This window comes from Streptomyces lavendofoliae (genome assembly GCF_014649735.1).
Lineage (GTDB): Bacteria > Actinomycetota > Actinomycetes > Streptomycetales > Streptomycetaceae > Streptomyces > Streptomyces lavendofoliae.
Map to the genome: position 1 here is coordinate 63,766 of NZ_BMTP01000009.1, position 18,128 is coordinate 81,893.

The 18,128-nt window shown below is 74.5% G+C and carries 16 protein-coding genes; 6 read left to right on the plus strand and 10 right to left on the minus strand.

Going from position 1 to position 18,128, the window contains the following annotated elements; genetic code table 11:
* Nucleotides 1-57: 57 nt before the first annotated feature.
* Nucleotides 58-555: a rhodanese-like domain-containing protein gene (locus IE109_RS18250; RefSeq protein ID WP_189551967.1), complete on the plus strand. Its 498-nt coding sequence runs from the start codon at nt 58-60 to the stop codon at nt 553-555.
* A 7-nt stretch (nt 556-562) separates the two neighbouring features.
* On the opposite strand, the gene IE109_RS18255 is transcribed toward IE109_RS18250, so the two are convergent.
* Both IE109_RS18255 and IE109_RS18260 read right to left on the minus strand, forming a co-directional pair.
* The gene (locus IE109_RS18255; protein ID WP_189551968.1) at nt 563-2,254 is read right to left on the minus strand and encodes a DUF885 domain-containing protein; all 1,692 of its coding nucleotides are present in this window, start codon (nt 2,252-2,254) and stop codon (nt 563-565) included.
* 38 nt (nt 2,255-2,292) lie between these two features.
* A complete protein-coding gene (locus tag IE109_RS18260; protein WP_189551969.1) occupies nt 2,293-2,799 on the minus strand; it encodes an Lrp/AsnC family transcriptional regulator in 507 nt (168 codons plus the stop codon).
* Nucleotides 2,800-2,859: 60 nt separating this feature from the next.
* Here IE109_RS18260 and IE109_RS18265 point away from each other — a divergent pair, with 60 nt between their 5' ends.
* Nucleotides 2,860-4,074 carry a trans-sulfuration enzyme family protein gene (locus tag IE109_RS18265; protein ID WP_189551970.1) on the plus strand — a complete coding sequence of 405 codons (1,215 nt, stop codon included), beginning with the start codon at nt 2,860-2,862 and terminating at the stop codon, nt 4,072-4,074.
* On the opposite strand, the gene IE109_RS18270 is transcribed toward IE109_RS18265, so the two are convergent.
* Nucleotides 4,007-5,410, minus strand: a complete 1,404-nt coding sequence (locus IE109_RS18270) for a GNAT family N-acetyltransferase (RefSeq protein ID WP_189551971.1) — start codon at nt 5,408-5,410, stop codon at nt 4,007-4,009. The genes IE109_RS18265 and IE109_RS18270 overlap by 68 nt on opposite strands.
* A gap of 227 nt (nt 5,411-5,637) precedes the next feature.
* Entirely contained in the window at nt 5,638-7,056 is a 1,419-nt protein-coding gene (gene pdxR, locus IE109_RS18275; protein ID WP_189551972.1) for a MocR-like pyridoxine biosynthesis transcription factor PdxR, read from the minus strand.
* Between the two features lie 137 nt (nt 7,057-7,193).
* On the opposite strand from pdxR, the gene IE109_RS18280 reads away from it, so the two are divergent.
* The 3 genes from IE109_RS18280 (at nt 7,194) to IE109_RS18290 (ending at nt 10,431) form a co-directional block, all read left to right on the plus strand.
* Nucleotides 7,194-8,306: a DMT family transporter gene (locus IE109_RS18280; RefSeq protein WP_189551973.1), complete on the plus strand. Its 1,113-nt coding sequence runs from the start codon at nt 7,194-7,196 to the stop codon at nt 8,304-8,306.
* A gap of 195 nt (nt 8,307-8,501) precedes the next feature.
* Nucleotides 8,502-9,413, plus strand: a complete 912-nt coding sequence (locus IE109_RS18285) for an RNA polymerase sigma-70 factor (protein ID WP_189551974.1) — start codon at nt 8,502-8,504, stop codon at nt 9,411-9,413.
* A 271-nt stretch (nt 9,414-9,684) separates the two neighbouring features.
* Complete coding sequence (locus IE109_RS18290; RefSeq protein ID WP_189551975.1) at nt 9,685-10,431, plus strand: GntR family transcriptional regulator; 747 nt, start codon at nt 9,685-9,687, stop codon at nt 10,429-10,431.
* 39 nt (nt 10,432-10,470) lie between these two features.
* On the opposite strand, the gene IE109_RS18295 is transcribed toward IE109_RS18290, so the two are convergent.
* The gene (locus IE109_RS18295) at nt 10,471-11,628 is read right to left on the minus strand and encodes an ROK family transcriptional regulator (RefSeq protein WP_189551976.1); all 1,158 of its coding nucleotides are present in this window, start codon (nt 11,626-11,628) and stop codon (nt 10,471-10,473) included.
* Between the two features lie 163 nt (nt 11,629-11,791).
* On the opposite strand from IE109_RS18295, the gene IE109_RS18300 reads away from it, so the two are divergent.
* Entirely contained in the window at nt 11,792-12,229 is a 438-nt protein-coding gene (locus IE109_RS18300; RefSeq protein ID WP_189551977.1) for a hypothetical protein, read from the plus strand.
* Nucleotides 12,230-12,416: 187 nt separating this feature from the next.
* On the opposite strand, the gene mug is transcribed toward IE109_RS18300, so the two are convergent.
* The 5 genes from mug to IE109_RS18325 all read right to left on the minus strand — a co-directional run bounded on the left by mug (nt 12,417) and on the right by IE109_RS18325 (nt 18,023).
* Nucleotides 12,417-12,962: a G/U mismatch-specific DNA glycosylase gene (gene mug / locus IE109_RS18305; protein WP_189551978.1), complete on the minus strand. Its 546-nt coding sequence runs from the start codon at nt 12,960-12,962 to the stop codon at nt 12,417-12,419.
* 19 nt (nt 12,963-12,981) lie between these two features.
* Nucleotides 12,982-14,424: an adenylosuccinate lyase gene (purB, locus tag IE109_RS18310; protein ID WP_189551979.1), complete on the minus strand. Its 1,443-nt coding sequence runs from the start codon at nt 14,422-14,424 to the stop codon at nt 12,982-12,984.
* 141 nt (nt 14,425-14,565) lie between these two features.
* Nucleotides 14,566-15,357 (minus strand): SGNH/GDSL hydrolase family protein, encoded by a 792-nt coding sequence (locus IE109_RS18315; RefSeq protein WP_189551980.1) that lies wholly within the window; start codon nt 15,355-15,357, stop codon nt 14,566-14,568.
* Between the two features lie 195 nt (nt 15,358-15,552).
* Nucleotides 15,553-16,569, minus strand: coding sequence for a hemolysin family protein (locus tag IE109_RS18320; RefSeq protein ID WP_189551981.1), 1,017 nt, complete (start codon nt 16,567-16,569; stop codon nt 15,553-15,555).
* The gene (locus tag IE109_RS18325; RefSeq protein WP_189551982.1) at nt 16,566-18,023 is read right to left on the minus strand and encodes a hemolysin family protein; all 1,458 of its coding nucleotides are present in this window, start codon (nt 18,021-18,023) and stop codon (nt 16,566-16,568) included. The genes IE109_RS18320 and IE109_RS18325 overlap by 4 nt, the downstream gene beginning before the upstream one ends.
* Between the last annotated feature and the right edge of the window lie 105 nt (nt 18,024-18,128).

Sequence of the window (18,128 nt, forward strand, 5' to 3'; positions counted from 1 at the left end):
TATTCACCGGGGATCGTCACTTCACCGGGATGACCGGCCGGCCGTAGATTTCCGGACATGACGACGACGCCACTCACCACCGCCCCTGCCGCCACCAACCCCGTCCTGCGAGTCCCGCCCGCCTCGCCGGCCTCCGCCGCCGCGTACTTCGCCGCGAGCCTGGCCTTCCACGCGGACGTCTCCGACGTGGCCGTCGCGCTCGCCGCCGGCGGCGACCCGGGGTTCGTGGTCCTCGACTCCCGCTCGGCCGCGTCCTGGGACCAGGGCCACGTCCCCGGCGCGGTCCACCTGCCGACGGCGCTGGTTCCCGAGCAGGCCGAGCAGCTCCTGGACAGGTCCGTGCCGGTGGTCACCTACTGCTGGGGACCGGGGTGCAACGGCGCCACCCGCGCGGCCCTCGCCCTGGCCGGACTCGGCTACCACGTCAAGGAGATGCTCGGCGGCTTCGAGTACTGGGTCCGCGAGGGCTTCCCGTACGAGACCCCGGAGGGCCTTCGTACCCGCGACGCCGACCCCCTCACCGCCCCGGTCGACACCGCCGACTGCGGCTGCTGACGGATCGTCACAACCGGGCCAGTTCCTCCACCAGGTCGTCCAGGCCCAGCGGGCCCTGCGACAGCGCGGCCATGTGCCACTTCTTCGCGTCGAAGGCGTCACCGTGCCGCCGGCGGGCCCGCTCCCGGCCCAGCAGCCAGGCTCGCTCGCCCAGCTTGTAGCCGATCGCCTGTCCGGGCATCGACAGGTAGCGGGTCAGCTCGCTCTCCACGAACGCCGGCGGGCGGCTGGTGTGCCGCCGGAAGAACTCCTGCGCCAGCTCCGGCGTCCAGCGCTCACCCGGGTGGAACGGCGAGTCCGCCGGGATCTGCAGGCCCAGGTGCATGCCGATGTCCACGATCACCCGGCAGGCGCGCATCATCTGGCAGTCCAGGTACCCCAGTCGCCGCTCCGGGTCGGGCAGGAACCCCAGCTCGTCCATGAGCCGTTCCGCGTACAGCGCCCAGCCCTCCGCGTTCGCGCTCACCCCGCCGATCGTCGCCTGGTACCGCGAAAGCCGGTCGGCCACGTGCACCCACTGCGCGATCTGGAGGTGATGGCCGGGCACACCCTCGTGGTACCACGTCGACACCAGGTCGTAGACCGGGAAGCGGGTCTCCCCGTCGACCGGCAGCCAGGTGCGGCCCGGACGGGAGAAGTCCTCCGACGGGCCGGTGTAGTACGGGGCCGCCGCGCCCCCCGGCGGGGCGATGCGCGACTCCACCCGCCGCACCCGCTCGGCGAGTTCGAAGTGCGTGCCGTCCAGCGCCTCGATCGCCTCGTCCATCAGCCGCTGGAGCCAGACCCGCACCTCCTCGACGCCCTCGATGTGGGTGCCGTGCTCGTCGAGGTGGGCGAGCGCCTCCCACGGCCCGGCACCCGGGAGGATCCTGTCCGCCTCGGCCCGCATCTCGGCGAGGAGCCGGTGGTACTCGCCCCAGCCGTACGCGTACGCCTCGTCCAGGTCGCAGTCGCTGCCGTTGAAGTACCGCGACCAGCGGGCGTACCGCTCACGGCCCACCGTGTCGGGGGCGCCCTTCACGGCCGGCGCGTACACGTCGCGCATCCAGTCCCGCAGCGACTCCAGCGCCCGGGTGGCGCCGCGGGCGGCGGCGTCCAGCTCCGGGCGCGGCCCGGCCGGGGCGGCCGACACGAACTCCTCGAACCAGCCGCGTCCCGTGCCGTCACCGCCCGTCCATCCGGTGAGCTGCCCGATGAAGGTCGCGGTGGCCCGAGGGCCGCCCAGCAGCCCGCGCTCCAGGCCCAGTTCGAGGGACTCGCGGTAACCGGCGATCGCGGCCGGCACCGCCCGCAGCCGCTCGGCGACCGCGGCCCAGTCACCGGCCGTCCCGGTGGGCATCACGGTGAAGACGATGCGCACGCTGTGCACGGGCGAGCGCATGTTGCCGACCGTGCGCAGACCCTCGCCCGCCTCGTGGACCGCCAGTTGGGCGGTGAGGCGCTCCCGCAGGAGCCGCCCGCAGCGCCGCTCGGCGTCGCTGTCCGCGCCGGGCAGCCGCTCGGCCGCGTCGAGCCGGGCGAGCGTCTCACGGGCCAGCCGGGCGATCTCTTCCTGACCGGCGGGCGAGAAATCCGGAAGGAGTCCCGCGCTCTTCTCCACACCCAGGTAGGTACCGGTGATCGGGTCGAGTTCGATGAGCGCGTCGACATAGGCGTCGGCGACCATGCGGGGGAGCGCGCTGCTGGAGGTCTCTGGCATGAGGCCATCCTGGTATGCCACGGGCCCGGTCGTCACCCTCATCCGTCCCGGTCGGCCGACACATGAGCGGGCGCGCCGGGCGGCAGCAGGGGCCCGCACTCCCACTGCTGGAAGATCAGCCGGGTCTCCACCCGGGCGACCTCGCGCTGGGAGGTGAACTCGTCCAGGACGAGTCGCTGCAGGTCGGAGGGGTCCGACACGGCCACGTGCACCAGGTAGTCGTCGGGGCCGGTCAGGTGGAACAGCGCCCGCGACTCCGGCAGGGCGCGGATGCGGTCGACGAACGGGCCGATCAGCTCCCGCCGGTGCGGACGCACCTGCACCAGCAGCAGCGCCTCCAGGCCGCGGCCGATTTTGGCCGGATCGAGACGCAGCCGGTTGCCGAGGACGACGCCCGTGCGCCGCAGCCGTGCCACCCGGTCCAGGCAGGTGGAGGGCGCGACCCCCACCTCGGCGGCCAGGTCGCGGTACGTGGTCCGGGCGTCGTTCTGCAAAAGGCGAAGTATGTGCAGATCGACCGTGTCCAGGACGACAGAATCGTTCATTCGCCGAACGTAACACGGGCCTTTCCCGCTACTCCCCGGTATCTGTTCACAGTGCCCTCCATGGACACCCTGCCTTACAACGCCTCGCCCGCCCTCCCCACCCCGAGGGCGCTGGCCACCGAAGCCGTGCACGCCGGACGCGACGACCTCGCCGCCCAGGGCCTGCACGCCGTCCCGCTCGACCTGTCCACCACGTACCCCTCCCACGACGCGAGAGCCGAGGCGGAACGCATCGACGCGTTCGCCACCACCGGCGCCCGCCCGGACGGTCCGCCCGTCTACGCCCGGCTCGACAACCCCACCACCGCCCGATTCGAGACCGCGCTCGCCCGGCTGGAGGGCACCCAGAGCGCCGTCGCGTTCGCCAGCGGCATGGCGGCCCTGACCGCCGTCCTGCTCGTCCGGGCGAGCATGGGGCTGCGGCACGTGGTGGCCGTCCGGCCGCTGTACGGGTGCAGCGACCACCTGCTGACCGCCGGGCTCCTCGGTACGGAGGTCACCTGGACCGACCCGGCGGGCATCGCCGACGCCATCCGCCCCGACACCGGGCTGGTGATGGTCGAGACCCCCGCCAACCCCACGCTCGCCGAGGTGGACATCCGCGCCGTCGCCCTCGCCTGCGGTTCGGTGCCGCTCCTCGTCGACTCGACGTTCGCCACCCCGGTGCTCCAGCGCCCGGTGGAGCACGGGGCGCGGATCGTGCTGCACAGCGCCACCAAGTACCTCGGTGGGCACGGCGACGTCCTCGCCGGCGTGGTGGCCTGCGACGAGGAGTTCGCCGGCAGGCTGCGCCAGGTGCGGTTCGCCACCGGCGGCGTCCTGCACCCGCTGGCGAGCTATCTGCTGCTGCGCGGGCTGTCCACGCTGCCGGTCCGGATGCGGGCCGCCGCCACCACCGCCGCCGACCTGGCGCGCAGGCTCTCGGCGGACCCGAGGATCGCCCGGGTGTACTACCCGGAGATCGGCGGCGCCATGGTCTCCTTCGAGGTGTACGGCGACCCGCACGACGTGATCGCCGGAGTACGGCTGATCACGCCGGCGGTCAGCCTCGGCAGCGTCGACACCCTGATCCAGCACCCCGCGTCCATCAGTCACCGCATCGTCGACCAGGACGACCGGCGCTCGGCGGGCGTCAGCGACCGGCTGCTGCGCATGTCGGTCGGCCTGGAGGACGTCGAGGACCTGTGGCGCGACCTGACGGAGGCGCTCAGCGCTCGGCCCGGCCGGTCTGCCGCTGAGGACGGCGCGCGGGAACGCCGTTCAGTCGCGCGGTGATCACCAGGGTGCCCTCCTCGATCTGGTAGTCCAGCGGCAGGTTGAGCCCCCGCATCGCGGCGACCATGCCGGTGTTGGACGACTGCGTCACGGCGTACACGCTCTCGCAGCCCGCCTCCAGCGCCAGCCCCACCAGGCGGTTCAGCAGCTCGGAGCCGATGCCGCGGCGCTGCCAGTCGTCCTCGACGAGGAGGGCCACCTCGGTCTCGTCGCCGTCCCACAGCAGGTGGCCGAGGGCGACGAGCCGGCCGGACGCCGTCTCGACGGCGAGCGTGCGGCCGAACCGCGGGCTCAGCAGGTGGTTCAGGTAGCTGTCGGCGTCGCCGACCGGCCCGTGGTACCGCAGGCCCAGGGTGCGGGCCGAGCAGCGGTCGTGCATGGCCCGGGCGGCGTCCAGGTCGCTCTGGTCGGCGCGGCGGACCGTGATCTCGTTGCCCTCGGGGAGGGTCAGGACGTCCTGGCTGCGCGGGATGCGCGGTCCGAGGCGGGCGTCCAGCTCCACGAGGGCGCGGGCCCGGGCGAACTCGGTGGGCGTGAACGGCAGGTACGGCCGCTCGATGGTGATGGCGCCACCGTGGGGGTCGCGCAGCCGCATCACGGTCTCCCCGTCCTCCAGGGCGCCCTCCACCGGGGCCGTCGCCCCGGTCGGGCGGCCGGTCGGGGAGACGGCCGGCAGCGAGTGGATCGTGCACCGGCCGAGCAACTGCCGCAAGGCCAGCGGCAGTTCGGCCGCGTCCAGCGCGGTACGGGTGGCCAGTCCCAGGACCCGCGCCGGGGTGTCCACCAGGTCGTGGGCGTCGGCGCGCTCGGTCCAGGTGCCGGTGCCGCCCGCCGCCGCGACCTCCCGTGTCAGCGTCGCCGCCTGGAGCGAGGCGGGAGCCCGTAGCAGGAACTCGTCGACCGTGCCGTCGGCCAGCGGGTGCGTCTGCAGGGTCAGGATGTCCACGTGCAGGTGGGCCAGCGCCGTGCACAGCGCGGCCAGGCTGCCGGGCTCGTCCCGGACGGTGGTCCGCATCCGCCACAGCGCCGTACCGGCCGTCGTGTCCCGGCCGGTGGCGGTCGTCCGGCCGGTGGCGGTCGCCGCCGGGCCGCCGCCGGTATCGGGTTCGGCCGGCGGGGCGTGGCTGTGGCGCCGTGCCCACCAGGTGTGGAACGCCGCCGTGGCGACCAGGGCGACCGCCGACACGGCGAGGAGGTAGGGGCCGTCGGGGCCGTGCGCGATGGTGTTGGCCACCGCGTCCGCGACGGCCACGGCGGTGAACAGGGCGGCCAGCTCGACGAGGTCCCGCCGCCAGTGGTGGCGGCGGCGGTGCTTCACGGGAGTCGCGTCAGTCATGGCTTCACTGTGACCCAGTGGTGTTGCGCGATCACAAACGCTTTGTGACTGATGGGTTAAGCGTGCGTCTGGTCGCTTACATCCGGTTTTCAACCGAATGGGTCGCGCGGGGACCGCCGAGGTCCGCCGGGGGACGTCGCCGCGCTCCGGCGCCACCCGGACGTCGCCCCTCTGCGGCCGAACGTACCGTCCGGCGGCGCGTGCCGTGAACCCCCGTGCGGCCGGCGTCAGTTCCGCTGGGCCAGCGCCATCAGCCGTACGCCCCGCGCGATCTCGGCCGGCGAGAGGTGGGCGTACCCGAGGACCAGCCGGACGTCCGCGTCGTCCGGGCGCGCCGACGCGAACTCGCTCAGCGGCCGCAGCGCAACCCCCGCCGAGACCGCCCGCTCCAGGAACACCGCCTCCGGCGCGCCCGCCGCGTGGCGCCCCGGCACGCGCGCGATGACGTGCAGACCGGCCGCGATGCCGCTGACCTCCGTACCGGGGAGGTGCTCGGCCAGGGCGGCGATGAGCGCGTCCCGCCGCTCCCGGTAGGCGCGCCGGCAGCGGCGCAGGTGGCGGTCGTAACCCCCGCTCGTGACGAAGTGGGCGAGCGCGGCCTGGTCGAGCGACGGGTTGCCCAGGTCCATGGTGCGCTTGCGCTCGACGACCTCGTCGGCGAGGGACTCCGGGACCAGCATCCAGCCCAGGCGCAAGCCGGGCGCCAGGGACTTGCTGACCGAGCCGGTGTAGACCACGCGTTCGGGGTCGAGGCCCTGGAGCGCGCCCACGGGCGCGCGGTCGTAGCGGAAGTCGCCGTCGTAGTCGTCCTCGATGAGGTGGCCGTCCACCGTGCGCGCCCAGTCGAGGAGCCCGGCGCGGCGCCGGGCGGAGTAGCCGATCCCGGAGGGGAACTGGTGGGCGGGCGTGGTGAGCACGGCCCGCAGTCCGGACGCGGCCAGGGGCGCCGGGGCGAGCCCCTCGGCGTCCAGGGGCAGCGGAACCGTCCGCAGGCCCGCCGACGCGAAGAGCGCGGTGGGTTCGGGACTGCCCGGATCCTCGGCGCCCAGGGCCCGCAGGCCGCGCGCCCGGAGCACGAATCCCAGCAGCGTCATCGCCTGCGAGACGCCCGAGCACACCACCACCCGCTCCGGGTCGGCCACCACCCCGCGCCGCCGCGCCAGCAGCGCGGCCAGGGCCGTCCGCAGCTCCGGCAGCCCACGCGGATCGGGGTACCCCAGCGCGCGGTGCGGCAGCCGGGACAGCGCGGCCTTCTGGGCGGCCCCCCAGGCGGTACGGGGGAACAGCGACAGGTCCGGCGTGCCGGGGCGGAAGTCGACCAGGGCGCCCGCCGTCCCCGGGGCCAGGTCCCGCGCGGCCGGCGCGGCCCGGCGTGCCGCGTCCCCCACCCAGGTCCCGGCACCCCGGTCGCTGCGCAGGTAGCCCTCGGCCGTCAACTGCTCGTACGCCTCGGTCACCAGCCCACGGGACACCCCGAGGTCGGCCGCCAGCTCCCGGCTGGACGGCAGCCGTGTCCCGGCCGCGAGCCGCCCCGACCGGACCGCGTCGCGCAGCGCCGACTGGAGCGCCCGGCCCCGCCGCCTGGGCGGCGCCGCGACCGCCGGCACCAGCAGCTCCCAGGCGCCCCCGCCCCACTCGTCCGTCATGACCCCGACCTTAGGGCGCCCGCCGGGCGGTCCGCCCCCGGCCCCCGCGCCAGGGGCCGCGTCCGCGAAGTGGTCCCCGAACACGGGAGGGAAGTGGCCCTTCAGCGGGACCACCGCCCCCGCCTAGCGTCGACGGCATGAACCGCAACCGGATCCGCGGTATGTCGCTCGCGGCCTTCGCCTGTGTCCTCGTCGGAGCGTCCTTCACCGCCAACAGCGTGCTCGGCGACTACCCGCACGCGGGAGGGCAGGCCATCCGCTACGGCCTGGCCTTCCTCCTGCTGCTGCCCCTCGTGGGACGGGGCGCGGCCACCGCACTACGGGCCCTGACGCCCCGCCAGTGGGGGCGGGTCGCGCTGCTCGCCGCAGTGGGGATGGTCGGGTTCAACCTGGCGGTCCTCGCCGCCGAGCGCACCGCGGAGCCCGCCATCCCCGGTGTGTTCGTCGGCTGCGCGCCCGTGGTGGTCGCCGTGCTGGTGCCCGCGGTCAACGGCCGGCGGCCCACCCGGCCGGTGCTGTACGGGGCGCTGCTCGTCGCCGCCGGGGCGTTCACCGTGCAGGGGTGGGGGCGTACCGACCTGGCGGGGATCGCCTGGTCGGTGGGGGCGCTGCTGGGCGAGGTCGGCTTCGCCGTCCTGGCCGTGCCGGTCCTGAAGCCGCTCGGCCCGAAGCTGCTGTCGGCCACCGTGTGCTGCGTCGCCGCGCTCGAATCGGCCGTCGCGGGGCTGCTGTCGGACGGCACCGCCATGGTGCGCGTACCGACCGGGCAGGAGTCGGTCGCGCTGCTGTGGCAGGCGGCGGTCGTCACGGTCGTGGGATTCGTCTGCTGGTACATGGGCGTCCAGCGGATCGGGGCCGAGCGCGCGACCCTGTTCTCCGGGCTCATCCCGGTGTCGGCGGCGATGACCGCGCCGCTCGTCGCCACCGGTTCCTACGGGCTCGCGCAGGGCGTCGGCAGCGCGCTGGTCGGCGCGGGAGTCGCGCTCGGCTCGGGTGTCCTGCGCGCCCCGGCCCCCGCGGTGGTGGCTCCGGTGCGGGGTGACGGTCCGCTCCGCGCGGACACCCCGCCGGATCGGCAGCCGGTGGCCGGTGGCAGGCACGGGGGCGAGGGGTACGAGGGCGACGGGCGGCCGGGGGACGGGCGGCGGGGCGACGCGCGGCCCGGGAACGTCCAAGGGAGGGACCTCGCGACCGGCGGCCGGTACCCCGCGCGGGCCGATCGCCCCGGCGGCGGCCGGTCCCTCGGATGACCGGCGCCCGGGACGTGCCGCGGGCGCACCCGAGCGGTCCGGGGGCCGTCGCGCCCGCCCCGTACGGCGCGGTCCGCCCCGCCCCGGCGCACCACCGCCGCCGTGGAGACACCGGATCGCCGCCGATCGCCGCCGTACGGGCGCGAGTCGGGGGGCGGACCGGGCCGGTCGCGGCGCGTGGCGCATGATGGGGCGGTGGCAACGGACACGGAGACAGCACCCGGCACGGACGCCGACGACACCGCCCGCCTCTTCGAGGCCCACCGGCCCGTCCTGACCGGGGTGGCCTACCGGATGCTCGGCCGCGTGGCCGACGCCGAGGACGTGGTCCAGGAGGCGTGGCTGCGCTGGTCGGCCACCGCGCGCCCGGACGTCCGCGAGCCGCGCGCCTACCTCGTGCGCGTCACCACCCGGCTCGCCATCGACCGGCTCCGCCAGGCGCAGGCCCGCCGCGAGGCGTACGTCGGCCCGTGGCTGCCCGAGCCGGTCGTCACCGACTTCGGCCCGACCGTCCCCGACACCGCCGAGCGCGCGGTGCTCGCCGACTCCGTGGCGCTGGCCGTCCTGGTCGTCCTGGAGTCCCTCTCCCCGCTGGAGCGCGCGGTGTTCGTGCTGCGCGAGGCGTTCGGCTTCCCGTACGCGGAGATCGCGGCCACCCTCGACCGGTCGGAGGCGGCCGTACGGCAGCTCGCGGGGCGGGCCCGCCGGCACGTCGACGAGGGCAGGCCCCGCTACGACGTCGACCCCGCCGAGCGGCGCGACCTGACGGAACGCTTTCTCGCCGCCGCCGCCGGCGGCGACCTGGAGGGGCTGCTCGCCCTGCTCGCCCCGGACGCCCGGCTCATCAGCGACAGCGGCGGCAAGGCCAAGGCGCCCCTGCGCGTCATGGAGACCGCCGACAAGATCGGCCGGTTCATGTGCGCCGTCGCCGGAGGAACCGCCGCGGACGCCGCGTTCCGCACCGTCGAGGTCAACGGCGCGCCGGCCGTCCTCGTCCTCGCCGGCGGGCACCCGGAGACCCTGCTCCAGGTGGACGTCGTGGACGGCAGGATCCAGCGCATCTACATCGTACGGAACCCGGACAAACTCACCTCTCTCCAGCCCTGACCCGCTCGCAGAGCCGCCTGCGGAAGCGCCCACGGAACCCCGCGCAGGCCCCGCGTCCCTCCGGACCGCGGGGCCTTCCGCGTACGCCCGCCGTCCGCGCGAACAGCCTGTGAACGCTCCACGACAAGGCTCGACCGCGCAGGGTGACCGGCCGACGATTGGTCTTGACCAAGGGTGTGTGCCGTCCTATGGTCACAAGGGTTAGTGCAGGAACCTTTAATAAACAAGGCACGGAAAGCCGCCGGGAGTCCGGCGATTGCGGAGGATCAGGGTGGGGACCACGCAGCTGGAATCGGTGCCGGAGCCCAAGTACTGGCACCTGAAGACCGTGATCGGCGAAGCGCTGGACACGGAGTTCTCCGTGGGGGAGATCCTGCCCAACGAGCGGGACCTGGCCGCCCGTTTCGGCGTCGCCCGCGCCACGCTCCGTCAGGCCCTGGAGCAACTGGAGCTGGAGGGCCGCCTCCAGCGCCGCCGGGGTGTCGGCACCACCGTCGCACCGCCCCGCGTGGGGGTGGACGTCTCCACCACGCAGGCGCAGTGGCCCGGCTCCGGCGAGGAGACCTGGCAGCCCGTCGACTGCTCGCCGACCGCCCCGCCCGCCGCCGTGGCCCGCCTCCTCGACCTCGACGGGGGCACCGGCGAGCCCGTGCACACCGTGCGGCGACTGCGCGTGACACATGGTCAGGCCGTGGCGGCCGAGCAGCTGTACGTCCCCGCCCGCTCGGTACCGGACCTCACCGCCATCGACGCCCCGTCGGGACCGGCCCGCGCCCGCAGCGTGCTGCGGGAGCTGCAGCGGCTCACGCTGGAGGGCCAGGACCGCTCCGTCGAGCTGGGCTCCGCCCGCGCGGACGACGCCAAGGAGCTCGACCGGCTGCCCGGCGCGCCCGTCCTGGTCGTCACCACCCGGTACCTGACGGACGGCCGTACCGCCGCCGTCTCCGTCGCCACCTACCGGGCCGACACCTGCCGGCTCACCTTCGGCGACGCCGGCGACTTCGGCATCGCCTCCTGACCCGGCCCCCCGCCCGCCCCGCCGTGCCCGGCCCGCCGCTCAGCGGCGGGCCGTCACCGTACCCTCGACCGCGAACAGCTGCTCCTCCACGTGGTCGAGCGCCAGCCGCAGCGCACCCGTCGCCACCGCCGCCTCGCCCAGCAGGGACAACGCCACCCGGGGCGGACGCAGACAGAACCGCGCCAGCTCCTCCCGCAGCGGCTGGAGCACCCCGTCCAGGCCGGCCGCCCAGCCGCCGACCACCACCAGCTCCGGATCGAGCGCCAGCACCAGCGCCGCCACGTCGTGCACCAGCCGCTGGATGAAGCGGTCCACCGCCTCCCTGGCCCGCGCGTCCCCCTTGCGGGCCAGCGCGAACACCTCCGCCACCGCCTGCTCGTCCAGCGGGTGCAGGGGCTCGTCCGTGGTCGACAGCAGCGTCTCCGGCGTCGCCCCCTGCCCCAGCAGGTGCAGGGCGCCGATCTCCCCGGCCGCCCCGCCGAACCCCCGGTGCAGCCGCCCGCCGATCAGCGAACCGGCCCCGGGGCTCAGCCCGGCGAGGACGAAGACGATGTCGTCCGAGTCGGTCGCCGCGCCCTTCCACTGCTCGGCCACGGCCGCCGCGTTGGCGTCGTTCTCGACCAGCACGGGGCACCGGAACGACCGCCGCAGCCGCTCGCCCAGCGCCAGCCCCGTCCATCCGGGCAGCGCCGTGCCGAGCCGTACGGTCCCGTCCGCCTCCACGATCCCGGGCGTCCCGACGCCCACCGCCCGCAGACTCCCGCGCGCGACCCCGGTGCGCCGCAGGACGTCCGCGACGACGGCCCGCACCCGCTCCAGTCGCTCGTCCGCCGACGCCGTCTCCGGCACCGCGCGGGAACCGGCGCCGATGATCCGCCCGTCCAGCCCCGACATCAGCGCGGCGACCCGGTGCGGACCGATCTCGATGCCCAGCAGATGGCCCGCCTCCGCGCGGAACCGGAACCGCCGCGCCGGCCGCCCCTGCCGCCTGGCCTCGCCCTCCTCGGGCGCCGCCTCGACCACCAGACCGGTGCCGATGAGCCCCTCGACCACGCCCTCGACGGTCGGCCGGGACAGCCCCGTGATCCGGGTGAGGTCGGTGAGCGTGCGCGCGTCGGCGCCGCGCAGCGCGTGGAGTACCACCGCGGAATTGATCCGCCGCAACAGCGACGGGTCCCCGCCGGTCAGCCGGCTCACCGTGTGTCCTCCCAGCTAGAACGCATGTCTGCCGGATGGTACTCAATGACCCGGTCGGGTTGTCACACCCCTCGCCGGGGACGGGCCACCGGCGCCGGGGACGGGGCGCCCGCGGGAAACTGACGGAACGCCAATTGTCAGTGCCCCGGGCTTTACTGGAGCCATGACCACCGCACGGCACCTGGCGACCATCGATCAGCTGCGCTCCCGTCCCTACCCCCGGGAGTCGGGCGAGACGGCCCCGGGCCGCGGCGGGGCCGGCTACCACCTGGTGGAGCTCGCCACGAGCGAGGACTTCTGGGACGACGACGGCACCCGGCGCGAGAGCGTCGAGGACCAGTACGAGGCCGAGCGCGACGCCCTCGCGTCGCTGCTCACGGTCCGCTGGGGCGCACCGCAGGTGTTCAGCCTGTGGTCGGTGTCCGACCGGGTCATGTCCGGCGAGGAGATACCCGACCCCTGGGACACGCTGAGCCGGTCCGTGCCCGACGTCCACCTCTGGCGGGTGGACGGGCACTGGATAGCCCTCGGCGTCTCCCAGTGGGACAAGGAGCTGCCCTTCCAGCTGGTCGCCGCCGTCACCCGGATCGACCCGCCCTGAGACCCCGGCCCGCCGGCCGGGAGCACCGGCGGGCGTCCCCCGGGGTGACGGGCGCGCCCGGCGCGCGGCTGGAGCCGCGGTGGGCCGCGAGCGTGCGGGAGGCGTGTGCGACCCTCCGCACCGAGTCGGGCCTCGCGGCGGCAGTCGTCGCCTGGGACCTGCCGGGCGCGACCGGCGCCGCCTGCGGCTACCGGCGCTCCTCCCGCGCCGCCTCCCGCAGCCGGGCGAACTCCTCCGCCATCGTCTCCAGCGTCCAGTGCGCGTTCAGCCCGCTGGGATTGGGCAGAGCCCAGATCCGGGTGCCGCCGATCGTCCGCTCCTGCGGCCCGATCCGCGCCTTGGGCTCCCCGAAGGCCGTGCGGTACGCGGTGATCCCCGCCACCGCCAGCCAGCGCGGGCGCAGCCGTTCCACCTTGAGCGCCAGCAGCCGGCCCCCCTCGCGGAACTCCTCGTCACTCAGCTCGTCGGCCCGCGCGCTCGCCCGCGCCACCACGTTGGTGATGCCGAGCCCGTACGTCAGGAGCTCCTCCTGCTCGGAGGGGCGCAACTGGCGTGGGGTGAAACCGGAGCGGTGCAGCACCGGCCAGAAGCGGTTGCCGGGCCGGGCGAAGTGGTGTCCCGTCGCGGCGGACATCAGGCCCGGGTTGATGCCGCAGAACAGTACGGACAGGCCGCCCGCGATCACGTCGGGGACGACGCGGTCGCGGGCGGCCAGGAGTTCCTGTGGAGTCATACGGGTCGTGTGCCCCGGGTCAGAGGATCGCACCCGGGACGTAGCCGGCGGCCTCCGGGTGCTGCTCGGCGATCTCCTCGATCCGGGCGACCACCGCACCGACCTGGTCGGCGGCGGCACCCGTGAACGACAGCTTGTCCGCCATCGCCGCGTCCAGCTGCGCCCGGTCCAGCGGGAGGCGGTCGTCGGCGGCGAGCTTGTCGAGGAGCTCGTTGCGCTCGGCGCCCCGCTCCCGCATGGCCAGCGCCGACGCCACCGCGTTCTCCTTGATGGCCTCGTGCGCCATCTCGCGGCCCACCCCGGCGCGCACCGACGCCATCAGCACCTTCGTGGTGGCCAGGAAGGGCAGGTAGCGGTCCAGCTCGCGGGCGACGACGGCGGGGAACGCGCCGAACTCGTCCAGCACGGTCAGGAACGTCTCCAGCAGCCCGTCCAGCGCGAAGAACGCGTCGGGCAGCGCCACCCGGCGGACCACCGAGCACGACACGTCGCCCTCGTTCCACTGGTCGCCCGCCAGCTCGCCGGTCATCGACGCGTAGCCGCGCAGGATGACCATGAGGCCGTTGACGCGTTCGCAGGAGCGGGTGTTCATCTTGTGCGGCATGGCGGAGGAGCCGACCTGGCCGGGCTTGAAGCCCTCGGTGACCAGCTCGTGCCCGGCCATCAGCCGGATCGTCTTCGCCAGCGACGACGGCGCCGCCGCCAGCTGCACCAGCGCCGTGACGACCTCGTAGTCGAGCGAGCGCGGGTAGACCTGGCCGACCGAGGTGAAGGCGTTGCCGAAGCCCAGGTGGCCGGCGATCCGCTGCTCCAGCTCCGCCAGCTTCGCGGCGTCCCCGCCCAGCAGGTCCAGCATGTCCTGCGCGGTGCCGACCGGGCCCTTGACGCCGCGCAGCGGGTAGCGGCCCAGCAGCTCCTCCAGCCGCGCGTACGCCACCAGCAGCTCGTCCGCCGCGGTGGCGAAGCGCTTGCCGAGTGTGGTGGCCTGGGCGGCGACGTTGTGCGAGCGCCCCGCCATGACCAGCTCGCCGTACTCACCCGCCAGCTTGCCCAGCCGGGCCAGCACGGCCACCGTGCGGTCGCGCATCAGCTCCAGCGACAGCCGGATCTGCAACTGCTCGACGTTCTCGGTGAGGTCGCGCGAGGTCATGCCCTTGTGCACCTGCTCGTGGCCCGCGAGCGCGTTGAACTCCTCGATCCGCGCCTTCACGTCGTGGCGCGTGACCTTCTCACGCTCGGCGATAGACGCCAGGTCGACCTGGTCGAGCACCCGCTCGTAGTCGGCGAGCGCGGCCTCCGGCACCTCGATCCCGAGGTCCTTCTGGGCACGCAGCACGGCGAGCCACAGTTGGCGCTCCAGCTTCACCTTCTGCTCGGGGGACCACAGGACGGCAAGCTCCGCGGAGGCGTAGCGGCCGGCCAGGACGTTGGGGATGCGAGGCTTCGCAGACACAGCAGTCACATGACCGGATTCTACTGGCGGTTTCTGCAGGTCGGCGCCGCGGTCCGGATTGTGGCTTGCTACGAAGGAGCCATGGCGGCCGGTACGCCCGCCGCCACCGGGCCCTCGCACGCGCCGCCGGGTCCCCCCGAGCCCGCGCCGCTACGGGAGCGGAGACTCGTCGTCGAGGAGGTACGGCAGCAGTTCCGGCCGCTTGGCCGGCCGGCCGTCGCCGGAGGACCGGCCGGTCAGCCGCCGCCCGATCCAGGGGCCCAGGTGCCGGCGGGCGAACCGCACGTCGGCGATCCGCCGGGCCGGCCAGGCGATGGGCACCGGCGGCGGCAGCGGCGCCCGCCAGTCCTCCTCCGCCTCCAGGCCCAGGGCCTGCCACACGGCCTCGGCCACCCGCCGGTGGCCCTCCGAGGTCAGGTGCAGCCGGTCCAGGTCCCACAGCCGCGGGTCGCCCATGACCTCGGCGCCGTACAGGTCGACGACGAGAGCGCCGTGCCGGGCCGCCAGCCGCTCGACATGGGCGAAGAGCTCCTCCATGCGCGGGCGGAAGCGCTCCATCACCGGACCGTCGCGACCGGGGCTGCGCATCAGCACCAGCTGCCCGCACGCGGGGGCCAGCCGCTCCACGGCCTCCTCCAGCAGGCCGCGCACCCGGCCCATGTCGCACTTCGGGCGCAGGGTGTCGTTCAGCCCGCCGACCAGGGTCACGACATCGGGCTTCATGGCCGCCGCCAGGTCCACCTGCTCGTCGACTATCTGGCGGATCAGCTTGCCGCGCACGGCGAGGTTCGCGTACCGGAAACCCGGCGTACGGGCGGCGAGGCGGGCCGCCAGCAGGTCGGCCCAGCCCCGGTAGGAGCCGTCGGGCAGCAGGTCCGACATGCCCTCGGTGAAGCTGTCGCCGACCGCGACAAAACTGTTGTAGGTGGCATTCATCTCCATGGCGGAGCGATCGTACCGCGACGCGCCGGCGGGCCCGCAGGGAGCCGGAGGGGCAGGGCGGACCCCGGAGGCCGGGCCCCCCGCACAGGCGCCGGCCGAGGCGCTCACCCGTCCGCCGGCCGCCGGGGGAGACCCGGCGGCGCGACCTACGTGCCGGACCCACGCGGCCGGGCCGGACCTACGTACCGGCCGGACCTACCCGGCCGGGCGGCCGACCAGTTCCCGCAGGACGTCCTCCATGGTGACGAGTCCGGCCAGCTTGCCGTCGTCGTCCAGCACGGCCGCCAGGTGCGTCCGGCTGCGCCGCATCGCGGTCAGGACGTCGTCCATCGGCGTGGCCGCCCGGACCCGGGCGATCGGGCGCATCGCCGTCACCGGGAAGGGCACGTCGCGCGGCGTCGCGTCCAGAGCGTCCTTGACGTGCAGGTAGCCGAGGATGCGGCGGGCCGAGTCGACCACCGGGAAGCGGGAGAACCCGGACTCGGCGGCCAGCGCCTCCAGCTCCTCGGGCGTGGTCCCGACCCGGGCGTGCAGCACCCGCTCGACCGGCATCACCACGTCGCGGACCGGTCGGCGCCCCAGCTCCAGGGCGTCGTGCAGCCGCTCGGCCGCCCGGTCGTCGAGCAGACCGGCGTCGCCGGCGTCCGTGACCATCCGGGCCAGCTCGTCGTCCGAGAAGGTGGCCGACACCTCGTCCTTCGTCTCCACCCGCATCAGCTTCAGCAGGGCGTTGGCGAACGCGTTGATCGTGAAGATCACCGGCTTCAGCGCCCGTGCCAGCGCCACCAGGGGCGGACCCAGCAGCAGGGCCGTGCGCGTCGGTTCGGCCAGGGCGATGTTCTTCGGCACCATCTCGCCCAGCAGCATGTGCAGGTACGTGGCCAGCGACAGGGCGATCACGAACGAGATGGGGTGCACCAGCCCGTGCGGCACGCCGACCGTGTCGAACACCGGCTCCAGCAGGTGGGCGATGGCGGGCTCGGCGACCACGCCGAGCACCAGGGTGGACAGCGTGATGCCGAGCTGGGCCGCCGCGAGCAGCGCCGAGACGTGCTCCAGGCCCCAGATGACGCTGCGCGCCCGCCGGTCCCCGGCCTCCGCCCCGGCCTCGATCTGGCTGCGGCGCACGGAGATCATCGCGAACTCCGCGCCCACGAAGAACGCGTTGACCACCAGGGTCAGCAGACCGATCAGCAACTGGATCGCGGTCATCGGCCGGCCTCCCCGCCCTCGTAGGCGCGGTCCTTGTGCCGCGTCGGCCCCTCGTGGGTCCCGCGCCGGCCGGATCCGCTCATCCGTCCCTCGGTATCGCGGCCGTCGCCGTCGCCGTCGCCGTCGCCGTCGTCGTCCTCGTCCGCACCGTCGACCGGGGCGTGCAGCATCACCCGCGCGGCGCGGCGCCCGGAGGCGTCGACCACGTCGAGCAGCCAGCCGTCCACGGCGACGCTGTCGCCGACGGCCGGGATGCGGCCCAGCTCGGTCGCGACGAGCCCGGCGAGGGTCTCGTAGGGTCCGTCGGGCACGCGCAGGCCGATCGTCTCCAGCTGGTCGGTCCTGGCGGCGCCGTCGGCGGACCACAGGATCCGCCCGTCGGCGTCCTCGCCCGCCCTGGCCAGGTCGGGCGTCTCGTGCGGGTCGTGCTCGTCGCGGACCTCGCCGACGACCTCCTCGACGATGTCCTCCAGGGTCACGACCCCGGCCGTGCCGCCGTACTCGTCTATGACGACGGCCATCGTCGTCTTGCCGGACAGCCGGTCCAGCAGCCGGTCGACGGTCAGCGACTCCGGTACGAGCAGCGGCTCCCGGAGGATCTCGGCGACCGGCTTGCGGTGCCGCTGCCCGGCCGGGACCGTCAGGACGTCCTTGATGTGCGCGATGCCGATGACCGAGTCCAGGCTGTTGCGGTAGACGGGGAAGCGGGACAGGCCGGTCGCGCGGGTCGCGTTGGCGACGTCCTCGGCGGTGGCCTGGGCCTCCAGGGCGGTGACCTGGACGCGCGGCGTCATGACGTTCTCCGCGGTCAGTTCCGCCAGGTTCAGCGTACGGACGAAGAGTTCGGCGGTGTCCGGCTCCAGGGAGCCCGCGCGGGCGGAGTGGCGGGCCAGGGCGACCAGCTCCTGCGGGCTGCGGGCCGAGGCCAACTCCTCGGCCGGCTCCATACCGAGCCGCCGCACGATGCGGTTGGCCGTGTTGTTGAGGTGGCTGATCAGCGGCCTGAACGCGGCGGTGAAGATCCGCTGCGGCGTGGCGACGACCTTGGCGACCGCCAGCGGCGAGGAGATGGCCCAGTTCTTCGGGACGAGCTCGCCGACGACCATCAGGACGACCGTCGACAGCGCCGTACCGAGAACCAGCGCGATCGAGGACGCGACGGACGACGACAGTCCCACGCCCTGGAGCGGGCCGCGGATGAGCTTGGCGATGGACGGCTCGGACAGCATGCCGACGACCAGGTTGGTGACGGTGATGCCGAGCTGCGCGCCGGAGAGCTGGAAGGTGAGGGAGCGGACGGCCTTGAGGGCGCCGGCCGCCCCGCGCTCACCCCGCTCGACGGCCCGTTCGAGCTCCGAGCGCTCGACGGTCGTCAGCGAGAACTCGGCCGCGACGAACGCGCCGCACGCGAGCGACAGCAGCAGCGCCACGAGGAGCAGGAGCACTTCGGTCATCGGTTCACCTCCGTTCCATGATCGGCCACGGAGGGGACGGACGCGCGATCTCGGCTACGGCTACTACTGGGAGGCTCGCCCATGGGCGGACGCTCACACCTTCCG